This window comes from Lysinibacillus sp. FSL K6-4013 (genome assembly GCF_038630435.1).
In the GTDB taxonomy this organism is placed as follows: Bacteria; Bacillota; Bacilli; order Bacillales_A; family Planococcaceae; genus Lysinibacillus; species Lysinibacillus boronitolerans.
On the sequence record NZ_CP152031.1, the window covers coordinates 2,964,100 to 2,984,222 of the forward strand.

The window sequence follows — 20,123 nt, forward strand, 5'->3', positions numbered from 1 at the left end:
TTACCATATTTTTTTATTAAATAGTAAATCATTTCGTATTAATTCTAATTCAGCTTTTACTAACGCTCTTCCTCCTAACATCTCAGCAAATTCTAATCTTTGAGCAACATTTTCAAAATATTCTTTGGTATGAATTATTCTATGATAAGCCCCTGGTTGTTTACTATTTGGATCCATATGTTTTAAATAAATTCCATTATGAGCACTATTGATATCAATATCTACTCTTTTTAGTACATCTCTTGCCCTCTGAGCTGCTTGGTTTGAATGATCTCCCGCCACAATATGATGAGCTGCTGAACCTTTATATTTATGCCAAGCACGTTTCATGTACCCTTCATTCTTTCTTAACTCACGATTAGCTTTGTTCATATTTTTCTTTAACTCTTTAGTACAAGAAAGACCAAAAATATCTATTGAGTTATTTGTATCTTGTACATAGCCATATAAGACCAAACCTCCATTAAGCCCAATTGGATCCTTTTGCGTATACATACCCTCAATTGGTGAATAATATCTAAATCTGTTGTAGTAAAGGCCAGTTTCTTCATCCTCGTATTGCCCTTGATATCGGAATGGTATAAAATCCTTGTCACTGTTAAACTCTTTTGACTGGCCATAAATATCTAACTCATTGGACCAAACCTTATTACCATCAGTATCGTAGGCTTCAGAAGGTGTACCTAGATAATCACTAATAATACTATAGATCCCTTCTCTTGTAATTTTTGCAGAAGGAATAAATGTACCTTCATTGAAAATCCAAGTTATAAGACTATTATCAATGTTAGTTTTGCTTGAAGATATATTCTCAATATTAGTTTCACAAGCACTGCTACCTTCTAGCCACTCATGCAGAATCGTATTGCCATCCCATACAAAATGCGTTGCCTTATCCTCAGAACGCTTCTCTATTCGCCTACCTAATGAATCATACTTAAAAGTAACTTCCGTATGATCTGGCTTAATGGCCTTCGACATCATGCCATTGCCATAATACTCGTACTTCCACGTATCACCATTCTTTTCGACTTTCTCTATGAGATTTCCTTCTTCATCATAAGAGAATTGGGCATCTTGTGTTTCTAGTAATCTACTGCCAGCACCATAAACACGATCTTTTTTGTCTTTTGTTTCATATAGATTGCCGACATCATCGACGCTACGGTATAAGAAATCAAATTTACTGTCTTGATTGGCCCAGACGAGGTTACTGAATTCGTCGTATCCATACGTTACTTTTACACCAGTTAGCTCATTGACCATGCTGCGTAATTGGTGATTCACATCCCAATTATACACACGTCTTCGCGTATTTCGGCTTTGACTACTTACGCGATGGTGTGTTGGTCTACCTGTGATGTCATATTGCCATTTACTGATGACATCCCCTGGCAGGATTCGCTCAATCTCTTGCCCGAGTTCATTGTATTGCATCGAGGCTGTCCACTGGGCTTGCTCGGAGCGAGAGGCAGTCATTTGTAAGATATTGCCCAGCTCATTACGCATGACATCGATTTTGGCACCGAGGCTGCTTGTTATTTGGGAGCGATTGCCTAACTCGTCATAGCTACTGGCAATCCACTGGTCATTTTGCCACTCCTTGATGACTTGGCCGGATGGGTCTCGTTCTAGTTTGACGGTTACATGGTCGTTTTCCGTTTCTTTTAGCGAGCCGTTTTTGTCATAGGCAAACGTTTCCCATGTGCCATCATAGTAGTCTGATCGTATGACATTCCCTAGATCATCATGCTGATACGCTGTCCAACGATTTCCTGGACGTTGGATGCGCTGAACCAATCCTGCTGGACTTCGCTCATACGTTTTTTCCATATCATCAAAGCCGATTTCCTTGATGATATGGCCTTTCGTATCACGTTCAAACGTATATGCTTCGCCTCTTTCATTGATCACAGCGGTTAATTGCTCCTCTGTATCATAAGTGAATTGTACTTTCTTACCACCTTGTTTTCGAGACGTTAGGCTACCAAGAATCGTGTAATCAAAGGCAACTTGCGTATGGTTATCTTTCGCAAAAATAATATCGTCATAGGCATTGTACTGTAATTGCACATCGTTACCATCTGAAAGATTTGCGCGAACAAGGCGATTCAAGTGATCGTAACGGAACTTCTCTGTCGCCCCTAATGGATTGGTTGTAGTAATGCAGTTACCTCGGCGGTCATATGTCCAAGTGGAGCTTGTCCCGTCTGGTAATGTCACTTGGCTCAAGTTCAAATCTGCATCATACGCTAAGCTTACCATATGACCTTGCGCATTTGTCACTGTGTCAATTAAACGATGCTCATTATAGGAAAATTCAGTCTTTGTACCGTCTTCTAACATAATTGCCTGCAATGTACCGTCTTCATTATAGATCCACTGACGACTTCCGCCCTCTGCGTTAACTGCTTGAATGAGCCTATCCTTAGTATCATACTGTGAGGATAATGTACTGCCATCTGCAAGAGTGATGGTTACCAGATTTGCCCATTCATCATAGCTGAATGTTGTTGTGCGGCCATCTTCATCTACTTCTTGGAGTAATTCAAAGTCCTCATTATATTGATAGCTGACTTCACTGCCATCTGGATAGACAATTTTCGTACACAAGTTATCTTCATTAAAATAGTAATAGCTTGTATGTCCTAAACTATTAGTGATTTCATTATAGCCGTCGAAATAGGCAAGCTCACCTGCTAGAACATTGCCATCTCCCCATGTTTTGATTACTCGTGCCCCTGTTGTTGGGCCATCGTAGCGCCAGAAGAAGCTATTTTTATTGCGGTCGATTTTTTGCATCATTAAGTGATTCACATAGGTTATATGCGTGCTCTGACCTAATGCATCCTGAATTTCGATTAGATCCTGAACATCATTATAAACATAGCGCACCAATACTTCACGATTGTTCTGATTACGTAAGGCAACTTCTGTCATTCTTCCTGCCTCATTGGTCGTAACATCTAGAATTCTGCCAACGCTATCTGTTACTTGAGATAGGAAACCTTTATTGTTATAGGCGAATTGAAGATGGTGCTCTTGCTCATTTTTTACTTCTTTTAATCGGTATGTTGAGGTTGTTACTTGTTCGAATGCATAAATTAATCGTGTATCATGCTCAAACAAATGATACTCTTCCCCTGTATTCATCAGGGTCATTCTTTCTTTTTTATTAAAATATGGCAAATTTATTGGTAAAATTGGAAACCCAACTGCACGACCATCTGTTACTACAATCCCAATCAAGTCTTCTTCCTCAAATATCTCTAAGTCAAGATCGTAGATAAAGTGCATACCATGACCTGACAAGCCAACCCTGCTACTATCACTGTACCAAGCTCGTTCCCATGAAAGAGGGATTGGTCCAGGTAGCTCAAAGTCTACACCTTCATATATCATTCGTCCTGTAATTAAATCAACAGGTTCAAAGCCTTTTTTACAGAATTTATCACTTAACCCTTTTGTACAATTAAATTTCTTTAATACCCCATGGTTAAATTTCGTTAGCTCTGTTTTGGCCATTGCTTTCATACCGTCTACTGCCTTCGAAACAGCTAGCACTTCGTCCATCGAGGCGATGACTTTATCTGCTGCTGTCTTGACGCTCTTTGAGCCCTTGTTGGCTACCGCTGATACGGTATCTAGCGTCTTGGATACTTTTGTGTAAGCTGCTTTCATCCCTTTAACTGCTTTTGAGGCATCAACTGCCTTATCCGCAGCCTTTGCAGTTTTACTCGCTGCCTCTGCCACTTTTGCTGCTTTCTTGGCCTTGTATGCTGTTTTTGCTGCATCACCAACTATTGGAACCGCCCCCACTAAGTTCATGGCTGCGCCCATATAGTCTCCCCGAGCTAAACTAATACCTGCATTCGCAATATCTGCAATTGTCCCTATACCAGGAATGAATCCAGCTACATCCAGTGCCAAACTTACACCATCTAATAAACTACTAAAAAAGCCTTTTTTCTCTTTTTTCACCTCTGCCTTTTGGGGGAAAATGACGTCAACTTTCGACGTAGCTTCGATTGCTTCTTCATTTAACTTCGGAGGTTGGCTTTTCTTCTCTGTACCTTCCTGATCAATAAGTGTACTAATTAACTGTGTGTCAGCAGCAAGGATTACATGACTTTGCTCCTTTGCTGAAATGGCAATCCACTCTTCCGCCTCTACAGATAGCTCTTTCATACCGCTAATGTCAAGTGTTTCGTCCGCTGCAAGCATGATGGTACTGTTACTAAGAAATGTTACACCTTCTCCATCATCCATCTTTAAGTCCAATACCCCATCTACTGCACTAAAGGTAATATCCCCAACACCTAATGTCACATCTTTCCCAGCATTGGTCGCTAATGATTTAACGGTCGTGTCCGCCATTTTCTTCGTCTGCTTTTGACCACCCTCAGGTGTGACTGGGTCAACCCGGACAGAGCTAATAACGATAGCCTCTTCTTCCACTGCACTCGGAAAATGTAATTGGGCACGTGCTCCTATTTGAGGCATTAAATACATAACCCCATTCGCATCGGCAGAATAAGCAAACCAATGGGCCTTTGCTTTATCCTGTTTTTTATCGATATCCAAATGAATTTTCACCGTGTTCTGTGTGACATCGATGATCTTTCCTGTAAAAGCTGCCCCAATAAGATCTAAATTGCGTACCAATCGCTGGCGAATACTTTTCTCTGGTTGGGCAGTATAGTGAAACGTTAAGACACCACCCTCAAGACAGACTTCCCGAGCCGTAATAACATAGGATCTTCCTTTTAATTGGACTGTAGTGCCTAGCTCATAGGCCTCTGTGCTTTCAAACTCACAAAAAGTATAATCGATTTCGCTTACATCAGTGCCATCGTTTTCAGTAATCAGCCGATACGTATCGATATCCATTCGTAATGTGGAAGGTAAATGGTCGATTGATATGCTTTTCCTACTTTGCGGTGTACCCAACCAAAATCGCGGCCCTTTTCCTTTTAAATCTGGGAAAACAACCGCATTTAGATTTGAGGCCATTCTTTTAATAAATGCCCAATCTGTTTCTAAGTATTGAATGGAAATATGACCAATGGCTTGGCTATTAGAAGCATGGTCGATGTAATCACCATGAGGGTAGGCTCCCACAATATGATTCATTAACTCTACATACGTCATAGTCGCATCTTGGAAAGAACGGGAGCGTTTCTCAATATCCATGTTTGCTGTAAACGATACCGCTTCAACTAAGACATAATGCACCCCTTGAACAGCCTGTAACTCTGCATTTTCTATTCGTCCTGAAAACAAAATACCTTGCTCTCGTCCAAATTTCACAACCACTTCATCAGTATGACTGACCCTTTGAATATACTTTTGTGCTTGCTCTTCAGCAATCATTCCTGTAAAGTACAATCTCGCATGGTCATTGCCTTTATGTTTAATGGTTAGTTTATCTAAATGAATAAGAGGATAAGGCCATTCAAGCACAAGATCCTCATACGTACTAATCATGTGGACTTCCTTTTTTTCTAGCGTTGTCATTGCTTACCTCCTTTCAAGCAATTTATTTTTTTAAAAACCTTGTTTTGGTATTTCCAAATCCTCTTGTCCATCATGAACTATATCGATTTTGCCTCCGCCTGCAGAGCATTGCGTATGACAACGGTTTAATAATGCTTGCTTCCCCTCGATATTGACATTTTCCATCCCTTCCATCCAGTCGATGGAACATGCTGGCGTACACGGCTTTTTTAATTTCAAGCAAACACCAAAGGTTGGGATATTTTCAGGGTTTCGATCGCCTACATTCATAACGGCTTTGCCTTTTATATAAACGCCATGATCCTGTGGTAAATTTAAATAATTCAGATGGCTACCATGCTCACAGGAAATGATTGCTCCATGTACCACATAACTAAATTGCTCTTGTCCCGAACCCTCTGTCTCCAAATTTTCTACAACTTGAGCCATTTGCTATCCTTCCCTTCAGATTATTTGTGATCATTTTCGCGTTTACACTGTAGCTACAGTGTTTCATAATTTATCGTTTCTCTAGCTTTACTCGCTGTAGCTGAATTCCAAGAAATGATCGCCTTAAGAGACTTTCTGCCACATCCAAATTAACGATGGTAAAAGATTCCCTTTTGCCATCAACCTGAAAAATACAATCCAATTCCACACTTTTGGGGTTAATCACAAGCTCCTTTATGCGTCCGTCTGGATAATACGTCGTTTCATGTGAAATACAATGCTTTTTCACAATGTCCAAAAGCCAATAGATGCGCTGTGTTCCTTTCATAACATCCGTAAAAACAATGGCCGTAAATGCTAAGTTATCCTCGTATTTTACTAATAACTTTTTTAATTGTTCAGACACGATTCTCCGAGGCTTTTCTAAATAATCCAAATAGAGTGCATTCTCTTTTTCTATCACTTCTCCAAAAACAGACGAACAGACAAAATCATCATCGAGGTCTGTCTTCATAGGAATAATTGGATTAGTAATACTTTGATCTTGTCGAAGAATAAAATACTCCATCTTTTCCTCCTGTAACCACCATTGCTTCCCTTCATCACTTTTGTACAAAGTTAATGAATCCAATGAATGTCTTTTATCTGTTCTGGGCTGAATAGATACTTTTCTTGATCGCGTTTAAAGAAGGTTGCACCTTTTAGATTGGCACCTGTAAAATTGGCACCTGCCATCTGCGCAAACTCAAATCTTGCATTTTCTAAATTCGCATTACTGAAATCTGTGCCAAGATAGCTCGCAACTTCATAATTGGAAAGCCTTAGCGTTTTTCCCTGCGCATGAGTAAAATTCGCGCCTGCTAAATTAGCCTGTCGAAAATCAGCATCTTGAATGGCTGCATATGAAAAATCAGCATTGGCTAATCTACACTGTTGAAAACTAGTACCAATGCATACACTGTGTTTCCATAAGGAGCCTTCTAAATTACTCTCTTTGAAATTCGCATAGGAGAAGTCCAGCTGATTGAAATCTTTCTGCTGTAAGGGAAGGTTCGAGAAGTTTTCAAACGTATACGATTGGTCGGTCTCTTTGTTCTCTAACCATAAAAGAAGGTTCTTCTCCTCACGTTCCCGTTCGTCGATGATTGCAACATCTTCACTGAACCCTTTATATTCACCGACACGAAAACGTAAGCACGCTGTTCGTTGAAAATTGATTTTTGGTACGCATTCTTTTTGATAGCGAAAGAGATAGCGTATCAATTGAATGATAAAGTGATGAAATAGGATAACTGTCTGCTGAATAATGACTCGAACGTCCGCTGCTTGAATGCTGAGATAGGGTTTTCTTTCTTTTTCAAGTATTGTTTGTAACTCTGTAATTGCCTCACTCAGCCAATCCGCTTCATACTGTGCCGTGCATTCTGTCCATTCGTAATACCAAGCTTCTCCATAGGCTTCTAGCAAATACGTAAACTTGTTTTCTAGCAAAGACGTTCTTAGCAATGAAAAATGAATAAAAGCAACAGATGCTAATCTTCCCTGCCTTTGCTGCTCTCTAATATTCGCAAACAACTGTTCAAGGGAGTGAATGATTGGCTGTAGCAAAAGTTCCTTGTTTTGGCGAAACCGTCGAACAACTTTCTCTTGCAATCGGCTGACATGAACTGACACGCATTCATCCATAAAATGCTGTAATGCTTCTTCTCGTTTCATGCATCCACTTCCTCACTAATTTGCTCGTACTTCCGTTCCCTTAATTTCCATTTTGTCTTCCATCTTGATGGAATTATCTTTACACGTCATCTCAATTTTCTCATTTGCATTAATCATAATTTGCTTCGCATTGATGACGACTTTATCTGTTGCTTTTAAGTTAATATTTTTATCACTTATGATTGAAATACCATTATCATCCATAAGTGAAATCATTAATCCCCCACCAGAAATGACAATCCGATCAGGAGCTAGTAGAATTTGTTTCCCATGCTTCGTTCTCAGTGTTTTCACATCTGGGTCAGCCATTCGCATCGGGTCTTGGCGACTATCTTCTGGCGCTGTAGCACCTGATTGCCCACCACCATCTTGACTAGTAGGATTCGTTGCTGCTAACATTGCTCCAGATTGGGGAGGTGCTTTTGATACGGAGCTAATGGCAATCCCTTCATCCTCACGATTGCTTGGGAAATAAATTCTAACGTTGTCAGATAGCTCAGGCATAAAATACCATCCTGTATTATCTTCCGATGCATAGATTGTTGAATATGGAAACCAATAGGCCGTGTCCTTTTCTTGCCCCTCATCAAAATTGACATGAATACGAATTTTGTCCCCAGCCACATCAATTACTTTTCCTTGAATAGAGGCACCAATAATAGCTTGATTGTAAGTCGTGTGAACACTAAAGCCATTTTGTGGTGTTAACGTATAGATATGCTTTAATAAACCATTTTTTAGCTTTGAGACAATTTTATAAACATACAATTTCATTGATTGGAAAGTAACTTCATTACCTATTTTGAATGATTGAGTCGACTCCACCTCATAGTACATGTAGTCACTATCCGTAATGCTATCGAGATGATTTTTACTAGAGATTAGGAAGTTGCCGATTGCTTTTTTAACTCGGTAATTAAGGGCATCCATTTTTGGTGTGTTGCCCGGTTGAAACGGTACACCGAAGTAGAACTTTGCCGCCCCATGAATGGTATCTGGCACCAAGCCTGTATGAAATCTCGATGCCATTCGCTTAAGAAATTCCCAATCGGTCTCTAAATATTGCATCGTGAAGCTACCAAGACTAGCCCCCTTTGTGACATGGTCCATAAAGTCCGCGCCTGGTTGATCGGCAATACATACATTGATTAATTCACTATAGGGCATGCTTGCATTTTGATATGTTTGATTTTTCTTCTTCACATCTAACTTATACGTATGTGAAACGGCTTTAACCTCCAAATAATACGTACCCATAACCATTTTCACTTGGACATCTAACGCAAGCCCATTAAATATAGGTGTGGATTGTCCATAGCTACCAATTTGTAATACTTCAATGGCTGTTTCTGCATCTGTCATATAGACGTAGGAATCTTCAAGTTCATCTGGAATCACGCCTGTTAAACGCAATGTTGCATGCTCGTTCATTTGTTGTGTAATTTCGATTTCACTAACGCGGATATTATAGGGCATCACAACCATATCTTTATACGTTAAAGCTGTTTCCTTATTTACTCGCTCCATCAAACAACACCTTCTCCATCTAATGATTTGTTTTCGATTGAGATTGATTCCATCATGCCGTATGCAATGGGTTGCCAAATAGGCATTTCTGATTTCAAGCAATTGACCGAGCCTGTTGCTACATTATCGCCTACCATAAACAAAAACATTAAATTGTAAATTTTAGAATCTAGAGCCTTCGTAATGAAATCAAAATAGCCGATTTGACGACCATCCACTTCTTTTATGCCAATATCTAACATATCAGCATCTGGCTGTAATTTTTGAAGGATATTCATCATCGTATGTGTGAAATCTTCTAATTCCTCTTCTTGAATCTGTTGCTCCATCATTTTCATCGTGATGTTAATAGATGTACTTTCACTTGTGTAGATATAATCGGGTCTACGGCTTGATGGATATTTAATATCCATTAATTCAGGTTCCATCTCTTCAAAAGCTGTAGGGATAAACATCCGAATTTGGTCCTCATAAAAACTACTCTCTGCAAATTCAATCATTTCATCTTCAATCGTTAGCTGGCCTTCTTTAATGGCTTGAACGATGTCAGTATGTAACAATTGGTTTTCGATGTTCTCCAGTCGTTTCTTCTGCCTTGCATGCTTCGTCATCTCAATGACTTCTTCATCCATGAAATTCATTTTTTCCCCTCCTTTGTTATTCGTATTTCTTATCTTCCTCTAACTAGCCAACCTCTTAATTCACTAGTAGACTATTAATCAACTATCATGCGCTTAGGTCGCCCTTGACCGACCCCTTTCATCCGACTACTGCCCTTAGATTCCAACAAAATGCGATTTAAATATTTATGAATTTGGCTATTAGATAAAGATTGATAGTCCAACTCTAGCCGGTTGCAAATATAGAAATCAATTACATCTCGTTGCACTCTCTCCTGATTTAAGCACTCTAAGGCAAAGGCAATATCATACGGATTAGTGGGTCGATTTTTTAAAAGCTCTCGCGAAAAGTATTGCAAAATGAGTGGATGGTAGGTGCTTTTTTCTAGCCCTGCATACTGACAATGAAGATAATTAACAGTATTATATTCTGTCGCAAAGTCGAAAAAATCGGTATGCTGTGAGCGTAATTTGGCACCTAATTTTAATTTAAAGCGCGCTAATTCTAGTTCATTATGAGCAAGCTCTAACGAATCGTCTAAGACAATCTCTGTTCTGTAATTGCTAAAGTCTAAGTCATTTGCTTCTTCAGCAAATCGCACTTTTAAAATCGTTTCACTTCCTGTAGCTTCATAAGGAAGCTCATAGCTACTATCTAGCATATAGAGCCTTCCTTTATGCTTAATAATGCCTTTTGTAATGATAAGACGTGTATCCGCTACAATAATATGGACACCAGCAATGATGCCGTTTGAATAATCTTGAAAATATAAATCTAAAAAATCTCTTGGGTAATCTCGCAAATTCTCCAGCATTTCTCGCTTTAAAATGCGACCTTTATGAAAATGTGGATATTGATTAGCAAACAAGCTGTCACCCACCTCTTTTCTTTTTTATCACGTGAGCTTGCTCTACTTTAATCCGTCAAAGAAATCTAGTTCCGATAAATCAACTTCAAAGGCGAAGAATTCCTTCTTTCCAATAAACAGCTGTTCGTCTTTTCGTGCTACTGGCACCACATGGAAGCCCCAATGATCTTCGCCTGCAAAAACAAAGAATTTCACTTCGCCATTCATGATAGAATCCGTCTCGTCTTGTGGAATTTTATCGTAATAGTTTGCCGCAATATTTTCATAAAGAACAGGCTTAAAATTCTCAGGACGATTAAAGTAAGTGTATTTATAGGATGACTGATTGTCGCTGCCAGTTAGGAAAAACTCCACCTCTGTTACACCCCATGGACGGGAAATAGTACCATGAATTTGGTTTAGCCTTTCTAAGCTACTAATAAGTAATTTTTCCTGGCGATTATGTGTAAAGGCACTTACAGCATAAGGTACAACAGGAGCATGATTTGTCACTTTTGTTTCAATCATGCCTATCTTTTTCGCATTTAAATAGCGCAGTGCTCCTCTAAGGCAAGCAAGCTTTAATTCTGGCACTTTACCAATATTTTCAGCTTTTTGCCTAAATTCAATGCTTCGTCCGGGTACAAATTCTTTTAAGGCCTCACGAAATGCATCAATCTTACAGGACTGTCCAGTTAATTTAATAATAGAGTATTCGCCCAAAAGGCCACTCTCATAAAATTCCTCTAAAAACTCACGCACAATATCATAAATATCAGCCTTGATAAGATGATTAATTTCTTTTATGTTGAAAAAGACATTTGGATAATCATAAACTTCCTTAAATTGATTGTTTTCAAGCAGAGATAGGCACCATCGATCTACTGCTGTCACATTTAAATCGCTATCGTGCTGCATATCACTGTCCGAATAAAAGCGGCTTCTTAAAATGCCTGTTTTACGGAAAAATTCCTTCTTCATTTCCTCTGCCATTTCCCATAAGAAATAATAATTATTTCGGACACGTAAGTATTCATCACGTGTGCGATTTTCATATTCCTTAAAGCGAGTTGGAATGATATACTCAGCATCTGAAAAGGCTTTTTCAAATTGTTTGTATACCTCGTCAACCCCATGATCGTCTACATATCGATAAATATCCTTGCCTGGAATATCAATGAGTGCATCAATATCATAAGCACTTTTTCCCCGACTATAGTAATTGGCAAAGACAATCTTCATAAATTGGAAAATACGATAGGTAATATTGTTGCCACCAAAATTGGTATCTCCATTTTCATAGGTTGTATGAATATCAATTTTGTATGAAATATGTCCATCCTCTATTCGAAACTTACAGGAGGAAAGGTCGGTTGTTCCACCACCACAATCAATGACCAGTGCCTTATATTCCTTCCCATCCAAGAAGCTATTATTCTCTATTTGATTGGCGATTGTATTATAAAGAACCGCCATCCCTTCATCGAGAGCATGTTCTGTTTCGATGTTGTATTCAGGTAAAATTGTCTGAAACATATCTAAAAATTGATTTTTCAGCTTTACAGGACTGGAAATATGTAAATGCTTGAAGCGACATTTAAATTGATGCTCTGCCATTTGAATAATATAAAGCATAAACTCTCTTAATATCTGACTTCGCGGAACAAGTGCTGTATTTCCGTTCGCATCCATTATCTCTTCCAATTTGGCATAATTACTAACCCAGCGTTTAATGCCTTGGAATTTCGTTGCCAATGAAGTGTAGCTATTTTTTTTCATCATTTTTAACGCTTCATAGCCATAGTAATAGCTCACTTGATCTTGATTTGAGCAATCTGCCACTGTCATGACTGTCGGCACTACTTCGATCCATTCATTTTGGTGAAGCGAATCTGGAAACTGGACAAAATTAATGCTATTTAGCTGAATTCTGTCATTTAATAGGTCATGGCTACAAGGAGAAGAGACATAATCACTTTCTAAGTAAACACCAGCCGTTGTATTGGTAGTTCCAAAATCAATGGCAAGAATCGCATCGGTTGTTTCCAGCTGTTTAATCTCTAAATCTGGTATTGGAACCTTATAGTAGTGAAGGTTTGTAGGCGGAAGTGGGGTCTCCTGATAGTAAGTCTTATAGATATACTCAGAATCTTGCTTTCGTAAAAATATAAAGCTGTAGTTTTTATTGTTAGTCTTTCGAATTTCTAGTGCCTCATCTGCCGCAAAATAGTACTTGTTTGGCTGCTGATCGTCTTTTATAACATGAAGGATGCCGCAAAGATCTAGCTGCTCATTGACTAGCAGTACATTGGATTCAACTAGAAATCCTCCTGTTTCTACGAAATACTGATCTGGCTTATCAATTTTCATACCGCTATATAAGCTCATTTTGGCAGGAATTTTTATCTCACCATTGTCAGACAGTGGTGTTTTTAAATACTGCTGCACGGCCGCTTCTACTCTTTCGAATCCCCCATCCTTACTTTCTTTAATTAGAGGGTTTTCTTCAGCGCCACGATATCGTAAAATTTTGTCGATTAACTCGTCTCTGGTTAATGTATTAATAAGCCCTGTCACAAGTTTTTCCTTATAACAAATATTCCTCAGCTGGAAGGTTGTCATTTCCATTAATTCTACTCGTGTATAGGTCATAAACTTTTTTTCTGTATAACGCTTATTCGCATACAGTTTATATGAATATTTAGTCGTCATTACGAATCCCTCCTCTGCCCTGTTTAGTAAAGAGCTATTCGATCTAGCTTCATTGTTTCCTCTGCATCGATTATGCCGAAGTGATATTGCCAATAAACCTCTATATGGTAGCTGATAGGCAAAAATATTTCCTGTATGAGCTGTACCTTTTGCTCATTCTGCTCTGTCTTCTTCTGACGTATATATAAAAGCAACTCATCTTGCTCCTCTGATTTTACATAGATGAAACAACCTTTAAAGAGCCTTTTTAGCGTATCCTTTAATAAGTAAATTTCATCCCCGGTCTGGTACAGTCTCAGCATGTTCAGGACCACGATTTCTTGTTCCTTTTTTGAAAACGAACAAATATTATGACGTACTACATTGCCAAATACATTGGCTTCGATATCTTTTAAAATAAAGCGAATAAAAAACTCTTTTTTATTCATCCCCTGCATACGATCAATGTCAGCTAAGAAATGCAGTACGATGTCAAAAAAATATTCCCTAAACGCTCTATCAGATGTATTATCCGGGTGAAAAAGATGGTTAAAAATATCAAAGTAGCGATAGTACGGATTTACTTCGACGTGCTGCTCAACCAACTGTGTATTTAAAAACTGTGGACTAAGCTCCATATAGGGCGAATATGTCTCGGCAAGGTGAAAATTTATATCCTTTTTAGAAAGTCCTTCATCCTCGGCTTTAATGAGCAAATCCCAAATATAATTCATAGCCACACACCTACACATTTATATTCAAAGAAATGTCGCTGTACCTCGGATACTAAAAAGCTCAAAATATCATTTGCTATAAAATCTTTTTTCTCTTTTGCCTTAAACTTTAGTAGCATCGTTTTTTTATGACTATTTTCACCTATCATTTCTGTTAAGAAAGGGTTTACTGAATGCGTAAAACCTGCCCTTGAAAAAGAGTCCACTATCTCCACATCTACTAGCTCAACGCTAACAGCTGCCTCGAAGGAGTTAATCATCCTAGTAATCTCCCCCTTCGTTTTAACATTTGCAGTATACTTACTAGCAAATTTGTGCATAAAATGCTCTATTCGTCGATTGGAAACAAGCTCATAATGAAGCTTTCCAATTTTTTCATCTTCCATTTTTGCAATTTTGATTAACTGCCAAACCCCTGATTTGTCTTGTGGTGAAACAATGGTTAATTCATTATCTGAACGTTTAACGTAGCGAACATTCTCCTCATCCGCTTCAACAAGATACCCATGCTCGTTGCCAATTTTGCGGATTGAAAGGACATGCTCATAATTGACCTTATCGATAGCAGGAATGGGGAAGCCCACATTCTTGACCTCATGTCGCTCAATATTCCATAGTGGAACCATGTCCAGTCTCTTTTTTGGCTCGTATTCCTCTAAATCAACTATTATCTCAATGATTTCAGTATCTTCATTGAAAGGTGGACAATCCACTAAATGTACATCCAAAAATTTATAGGCGTATGGGTGATTAATGGTTTTCCATGGCAATCCATTAATTTGGAATATCGGATATAGCTGATCGATTTCTTGCAAATAGTCTGAATTTCTTGAAAGGCTTACCTTTATCTCTAGTTGTCCTTCAGTTGTGACGAGAGTTCCGTTAAAGCGTCGCTTCTCAACTAATAACTGCTGAATTTGTATCGAGTCACACTCTAGAAATAAAGTACACAGGACAGCTTGTTCTTTGTTTTTTAACGATTGAAGTAATTTGGCTGTATCGATTGCTTTCGTTTCTAAATCAGTTGGTCGCATCGGAAATAAACATTGATGAATCGGGTCAACATCCTCCTTTGAACTAAGCGTGACATAAATGTCAAACCTATTCTCAACATCTTCTATTTCGTTAAATACTCGCTCTTCAAGCTTTCTATTCATTTCATCCTGATAGTCAATTAAATTTACAAAAACGCCACTGACAATATCTTTTAGCAGTTGACGTTGCTCTAAATCCTCTATTTTGCGTAACCGTTCAAACATGAGCTCTTTTATCACTTTACTTTCCCTCTTTCATCACTTCAGCATCAGATGACTCATTAGCAGCTGCTCCTTCTTCAAATGGTATTGCCGCTTCGTAAGATGGGTCTATATCAGTAGCCGGTGCCTGAGGAGGTGGATTTAATTTATCATTGGCGTTCATAACCTTTCGCTCAAGACCTAAAACCTTTGACAGTAGCTCTGTCTCCTGATAAATTTCCTGTGCAAGTGTATAATATTCAATCGCTTTTCCGTACTCTTGACGTGCATAGCTCTGATCTCCACTTTTTTCTAAACCTTCTGCCTTCAATTCCTTCTGGGCCTTTTTCAATTCAGCAATTTTAGCCTCTGTCTCTTCTATTTTTGTCTTTATTTGAGGCTCGCCCGTATAGGAGATGGTGAGGGCCTTTTTCCTTGCCTTTTCATATGTTTCAAGTGCCCCATTGTAATCTTCTGCTTCAAATCGAAAATCTCCATCCTTCACAGCTTCAGCAATTTGAACAATCGTATCCATATTCGCTATTCTTTGCTCAGTAGCTTCCTTTCCAAAGTTCTTAATGAGCTTTCCTTCTTTTTTAGCCTTTTCATATTGCTCAAGAGCATCTGTAAATTTTCCTGCTTCAGCTGATTTATCTCCATTTAAGATGAGATCAGTAATTCTTAACTTTTTAGCCAGTAAATTTCTATGTATTGGATCCTTCAATTTTTTGGCTGCATTTCTGCCCTCACTATATTCCAGAAGCGCTTTTTCATAATTTCCATCTTGAAAATAAAGATTTCCGCTCTTTTCATGGTCCTTCATTTCAACGGTTAATTCTGCCATTTTTTTGGCTTGCTTCGCTTGATAAAAAATAGTACTGCCCCCAACGACTAACGCTACGATTAATGCGGCAGCAATCATTTTAATGTACTTCATTTTTTTCTTATTTGTTTCCTGATAAACCTTATTAGCAAATATAGTGGCAATTGTATAATTATTTACAACCTTCCTTTGCCTACTTAGAAGCACCTCTTCCAATAAATCCGTGTATTGCTCAGGGTCTTTCGTGTCCTCCAGTGCGTCGGCCATTTCAATCTCATTAACATCCTCCCAAAAGCCCGCCGTACAAAGCACTAACACATCGCCATCCAATAACTTCATTTTCTTAGACACAAAGGGCTTAAAATCTTCAGGTTTACCAAGATAATTTAGTAGGTTGCTTCTTTCCTCGTGCTGGCTTATATCCAGTGAACGATTTATGCTGTTAACGATCTCCTGCGCTAAGCTTTGATCAGTAGTTTTATACGATAAAGTACCATTTCGAAAATGATATAGCCTCGAATTTCCCGCGACTGCAACAATCATTTTTGAGTAATCTGATATGACGATAACAATACTTGCCTTTAATCTCACCCTTAAGCTTTGAGCCTGAAGTATAGCTTGCGCATTTTTTAGATATTTTTTAATATTTCTTCTGGACATAGATGGTTTTTCCATAAACTTTTCCAAAATTGCCTTCACAGCAAGTTCTGCGCTGCTTATTTCCTGATCAGAATCTAACCCTTTTACAGCTACCCAGCAGGCTACATCGTCGAGCTCTGTATAGGCAAAGTAATCTTTGTTCTGCAAAAATGAACCAGCTTCAGATAGAAAACTAGTTTTAAAGTCGCTGTTTTCTTTTCTCATGATTACTCCTCCTTAACATGTAAAATGTTTACCATGTTTTTTCTAGAATAACGATGGTTGCATTATCTTGATTTTTTAAGCGTTTTTGTTCAACAGCTTTAATAATGTCTTGAGCAATATCATAGGGAGGAGTTGGCTGTGAGAGAATTTTTTCCATTTCAACCTCTGTTAACGTATCATAGACTCCATCGCTAAATAGACATACCTTATCGCCCCTATTTAGCTGAATAGGGCTCTTCCCTATATCTAAATTTTTAAAGCCTTCATACCCTAAATAATTGATAAGTCTCTTTTTCAGAGGATTTTCTTGTACCTCAAGCTGAGTTATTTCACCAGAAATATATCGCTCTGTTAATACTGATTCAAAAATATGCTTTTGGTTAACCGCTATAAATTCGCCATTTCTAAAAATTTTGATAACACTATCTCCTACAGCCCCCCAATGGAGTAAACCTTCCTTGTCGATAATGGCCGTGACTAGGGTAGTTCCTCCGTTCGAGCCATTTAAATTTTCTAAAATCATATGATTACTTGCTATGGCTGCTTCCTTAAAATAGTTAGGTAGATTTTTTAAGGTAGTAAGCTTTTTAAATTCTTCTATAAATGTCGTTACAGCGATAGTACTGGCCATACGACCATTGGCTAAACCACTTATACCATCTGCAAGCACTGCAATTGTGCCATGCGTTGTTTCGGTTGTGGAGAAATAATCATCCTGTTCATCACGTCTTCCAATCGTTTGACCATTCCCAATATAAATTTTCCCTTTATCCATTTTTTGAGCTAGAATAAATCTGATAATTAGCAAAACGATGAGTATAATGATGAAAATTAAGGCAATTATGTAAGGCACTAAATTTTGGTCCATATATCATCATTCCTCACTTTGATTGTTTTCCCATTCAAAGTGAACGCCACATAATGGAATAAATAAAAACATACTTCTCCCTAACTGAATAACATCATAAGCTGCTAATTCAGTTGGGGTATAAACGGCTTCATTATTCAGATAAGCTAATCCCGAGGCATCACCTGGTAATAAATAAAAATTACGCTTTTTCGGATCATATACAATGACAGCATGATTACGATTCGAGATGGAATTATCTCCTGCTATCCGGATATGCATGTCTTCTGCTCTACCTATAAAATTCTTTTCAGATAAGATGCGATAATCTCTCCCCATTTGAGGGCCTTCAATACAAACCAACCAACCTGTTACTGGATCAATTCCATCCATTTCTCCTAAATAGGGCAATGTTTTATCTTCTGATTCAACGACAGGAGCTGTTGGGCTATTTTGTCTGTGCTCTTGCTCCACCATCACGTTACAATATGGACAAATATTGCGATGTCTCCTTGAACTAAACATGTGACCATTTGTACATCTTATCAAACTCATTTCGTTATCCCCCATCTATGTTCCGAATTTCTTTCTCTATTTCACCAAAATTCGCGTATTTGCTATGTATATCGTGTCACCATTACCTAATGGGTAAGGGATCTCTTGTTTTAATCTATTTTTAACGCGCTTATTAGCTTTTTTTAAGCCAACACCATTTACTGAATCAATATCCTCTATATACCAAATACCAGCTACACAATTTAATACAGCATGCTCATAATTCACAAGAGATTCATATTCCGTTCCACATAAATCAATATCTGCCTTATGTTCAGCTGTACTTTTCCCGATAAGCAATGAAATTTGATCACCAAGCTCCCATTCATCTACTTTCATCCCGCGTTCATTAAGTAGTACAAGCTTTGAAATGTCGTTGTTTGTTTTCGCTTGAGTGAGTGATTTTGCCTCGTATTTGAGAGAACCATAAATAATGGCAAGTATCACCATTACGGTTCCGATAACAAATTTTAAAAGGACTTCCTGATTCATAACAAAAACATATAGGATAAAAAAGAAGGCAATTGTGATAATAATAATATCGATGAGTCTTATAAACATTTTTTTCCTTGCATTGTTACTATAATCTTTACTTGAATATGGTTCCTGCATATAATCACACTCCCTCTTGCCATTTTGAATTATTTATTAAAGAAACGTTCGAATAAATCTGTAGTATCAAGAGGATTCTTCTTATTTTTCTTATGTAACGTTGAGGACGTTTCCTTTGTTTTAGGATTAAAGCCAAAGAAATGTTCAAAGTTTTTTTCAATATTGTTCATATTAAAATCTGGCCTTTTTGCAGTCGATTGTTGACTTGTCGATTGCTTGTTAGCTGAGTGTTCATGATTCCAGCTTTGCGCGCCATCTAGTCGAGCATCATATGCCTTCCTAGCCGCTTCATCCTTCAAAACTTTATATGCCTCTGTTACTTCTAAGAAAATTTTTTCAGATTCTTTGTTTCCTCCGCTTACATCAGGATGATGCTTTTTTGAAAGCTTTCGATAAGCGAGCTTTATTTGATCTTGTGTCGCGTCTTTACTAATACCTAATGTGTCATAATGTGTTTTCATTTTTTCATCCCCAGTACTAGGATTATTCAAAAATTATCTAAGGAGCTATATTAAGCCCCTTAGATAATTTTTAGTGTGCTATCTCACTCTTAGACAGCGTAGCCGCCTTCGATTTTTGCCAAATCTGTTTTGTCTTTCTTTTGTTTAACAAATAAGAAGAATTCACCAATACCTTCTGTGTCACCATATCTTTCTGTATAATCCACCACAAAAGCATTTGGGAAATGAATTTTTCTTACTACTTGATCTGCTGAAACAACCTCTAATGTCACTTTACGGTAACAGTCAGCCTTTTCAGCTGGTACTAATGACCATAAACCTAATTTCATCGTATCATCAGAATTATCACCATCAGTTGCTGTAAGAATTTTACCTCTTACTTTTAAAGTGGCTCCAACATCTGTAGAGCGAGCGTTCGAATCATTTGGCGTATCTGTTTCATATTCAACAGACATAATGCTTTCTAACCCTAGTTCAATTGCCTCTGATCCTTCTACTTTTAATACAAAACCCATTCTAATTCCCTCCTAATATTTTTTGAATCTCCTGTTCATAAGATGAAAGTTTTTAACACTTGCTGTTTTCATTTCTCAATAAAACATCGAGAAATATGTAACACTCCACCTTAATGAAGATTCTTATTT

At 38.0% G+C, this 20,123-nt stretch carries 16 protein-coding genes; all 16 read right to left on the reverse strand.

Going from position 1 to position 20,123, the window contains the following annotated elements; translation table 11 throughout:
• Positions 1-5,517 carry an RHS repeat-associated core domain-containing protein gene (locus tag MHB39_RS14685; protein WP_342544344.1) on the reverse strand — a complete coding sequence of 1,839 codons (5,517 nt, stop codon included), beginning with the start codon at positions 5,515-5,517 and terminating at the stop codon, positions 1-3.
• A 30-nt stretch (positions 5,518-5,547) separates the two neighbouring features.
• Entirely contained in the window at positions 5,548-5,946 is a 399-nt protein-coding gene (locus tag MHB39_RS14690; RefSeq protein ID WP_036075055.1) for a DUF4280 domain-containing protein, read from the reverse strand.
• Between the two features lie 70 nt (positions 5,947-6,016).
• Entirely contained in the window at positions 6,017-6,514 is a 498-nt protein-coding gene (locus tag MHB39_RS14695; RefSeq protein ID WP_036075054.1) for a hypothetical protein, read from the reverse strand.
• A gap of 50 nt (positions 6,515-6,564) precedes the next feature.
• Positions 6,565-7,662 (reverse strand): pentapeptide repeat-containing protein, encoded by a 1,098-nt coding sequence (locus MHB39_RS14700; RefSeq protein WP_342544350.1) that lies wholly within the window; start codon positions 7,660-7,662, stop codon positions 6,565-6,567.
• A 15-nt stretch (positions 7,663-7,677) separates the two neighbouring features.
• Positions 7,678-9,189 carry a phage baseplate assembly protein V gene (locus MHB39_RS14705; RefSeq protein ID WP_342544351.1) on the reverse strand — a complete coding sequence of 504 codons (1,512 nt, stop codon included), beginning with the start codon at positions 9,187-9,189 and terminating at the stop codon, positions 7,678-7,680.
• Positions 9,189-9,830 (reverse strand): hypothetical protein, encoded by a 642-nt coding sequence (locus MHB39_RS14710; protein ID WP_342544352.1) that lies wholly within the window; start codon positions 9,828-9,830, stop codon positions 9,189-9,191. The genes MHB39_RS14705 and MHB39_RS14710 overlap by 1 nt, the downstream gene beginning before the upstream one ends.
• A 74-nt stretch (positions 9,831-9,904) precedes the next feature.
• The gene (locus tag MHB39_RS14715) at positions 9,905-10,678 is read right to left on the reverse strand and encodes a hypothetical protein (protein WP_036075048.1); all 774 of its coding nucleotides are present in this window, start codon (positions 10,676-10,678) and stop codon (positions 9,905-9,907) included.
• A gap of 42 nt (positions 10,679-10,720) precedes the next feature.
• Positions 10,721-13,369 (reverse strand): molecular chaperone, encoded by a 2,649-nt coding sequence (locus MHB39_RS14720; protein ID WP_342544354.1) that lies wholly within the window; start codon positions 13,367-13,369, stop codon positions 10,721-10,723.
• Between the two features lie 23 nt (positions 13,370-13,392).
• Positions 13,393-14,088, reverse strand: coding sequence for an iron-dependent peroxidase (locus tag MHB39_RS14725; RefSeq protein ID WP_342544356.1), 696 nt, complete (start codon positions 14,086-14,088; stop codon positions 13,393-13,395).
• Positions 14,079-15,356: a normocyte-binding protein gene (locus MHB39_RS14730; protein WP_342544358.1), complete on the reverse strand. Its 1,278-nt coding sequence runs from the start codon at positions 15,354-15,356 to the stop codon at positions 14,079-14,081. Before MHB39_RS14730 ends, MHB39_RS14725 begins: the two co-directional genes overlap by 10 nt.
• 1 nt (position 15,357) lies before the next feature.
• Complete coding sequence (locus tag MHB39_RS14735) at positions 15,358-17,004, reverse strand: serine/threonine protein phosphatase (RefSeq protein WP_342544359.1); 1,647 nt, start codon at positions 17,002-17,004, stop codon at positions 15,358-15,360.
• Positions 17,005-17,032: 28 nt separating this feature from the next.
• On the reverse strand, positions 17,033-17,872 hold the full coding sequence (locus MHB39_RS14740; RefSeq protein WP_131520633.1) for a protein phosphatase 2C domain-containing protein: 840 nt from the start codon (positions 17,870-17,872) through the stop codon (positions 17,033-17,035).
• Between the two features lie 6 nt (positions 17,873-17,878).
• Positions 17,879-18,406 carry an FHA domain-containing protein gene (locus MHB39_RS14745; protein WP_036075044.1) on the reverse strand — a complete coding sequence of 176 codons (528 nt, stop codon included), beginning with the start codon at positions 18,404-18,406 and terminating at the stop codon, positions 17,879-17,881.
• Positions 18,407-18,442: 36 nt separating this feature from the next.
• On the reverse strand, positions 18,443-19,018 hold the full coding sequence (locus MHB39_RS14750; protein WP_036075043.1) for an FHA domain-containing protein: 576 nt from the start codon (positions 19,016-19,018) through the stop codon (positions 18,443-18,445).
• A 29-nt stretch (positions 19,019-19,047) separates the two neighbouring features.
• Positions 19,048-19,479, reverse strand: a complete 432-nt coding sequence (locus MHB39_RS14755) for a DnaJ domain-containing protein (RefSeq protein ID WP_342544360.1) — start codon at positions 19,477-19,479, stop codon at positions 19,048-19,050.
• A gap of 89 nt (positions 19,480-19,568) precedes the next feature.
• On the reverse strand, positions 19,569-19,994 hold the full coding sequence (locus tag MHB39_RS14760) for a hypothetical protein (protein ID WP_036075041.1): 426 nt from the start codon (positions 19,992-19,994) through the stop codon (positions 19,569-19,571).
• Between the last annotated feature and the right edge of the window lie 129 nt (positions 19,995-20,123).

Coding starts and splice junctions, on each gene's coding strand:
- MHB39_RS14685 (WP_342544344.1), bottom strand. CDS start 5,517: ATGACAACGCTAGAAAAAAAGGAAGTCCACATGATTAGTACGTATGAG.
- MHB39_RS14690 (WP_036075055.1), bottom strand. CDS start 5,946: ATGGCTCAAGTTGTAGAAAATTTGGAGACAGAGGGTTCGGGACAAGAG.
- MHB39_RS14695 (WP_036075054.1), bottom strand. CDS start 6,514: ATGGAGTATTTTATTCTTCGACAAGATCAAAGTATTACTAATCCAATT.
- MHB39_RS14700 (WP_342544350.1), bottom strand. CDS start 7,662: ATGAAACGAGAAGAAGCATTACAGCATTTTATGGATGAATGCGTGTCA.
- MHB39_RS14705 (WP_342544351.1), bottom strand. CDS start 9,189: ATGGAGCGAGTAAATAAGGAAACAGCTTTAACGTATAAAGATATGGTT.
- MHB39_RS14710 (WP_342544352.1), bottom strand. CDS start 9,830: ATGAATTTCATGGATGAAGAAGTCATTGAGATGACGAAGCATGCAAGG.
- MHB39_RS14720 (WP_342544354.1), bottom strand. CDS start 13,369: ATGACGACTAAATATTCATATAAACTGTATGCGAATAAGCGTTATACA.
- MHB39_RS14735 (WP_342544359.1), bottom strand. CDS start 17,004: ATGAGAAAAGAAAACAGCGACTTTAAAACTAGTTTTCTATCTGAAGCT.
- MHB39_RS14740 (WP_131520633.1), bottom strand. CDS start 17,872: ATGGACCAAAATTTAGTGCCTTACATAATTGCCTTAATTTTCATCATT.
- MHB39_RS14745 (WP_036075044.1), bottom strand. CDS start 18,406: ATGAGTTTGATAAGATGTACAAATGGTCACATGTTTAGTTCAAGGAGA.
- MHB39_RS14750 (WP_036075043.1), bottom strand. CDS start 19,018: ATGCAGGAACCATATTCAAGTAAAGATTATAGTAACAATGCAAGGAAA.
- MHB39_RS14755 (WP_342544360.1), bottom strand. CDS start 19,479: ATGAAAACACATTATGACACATTAGGTATTAGTAAAGACGCGACACAA.
- MHB39_RS14760 (WP_036075041.1), bottom strand. CDS start 19,994: ATGGGTTTTGTATTAAAAGTAGAAGGATCAGAGGCAATTGAACTAGGG.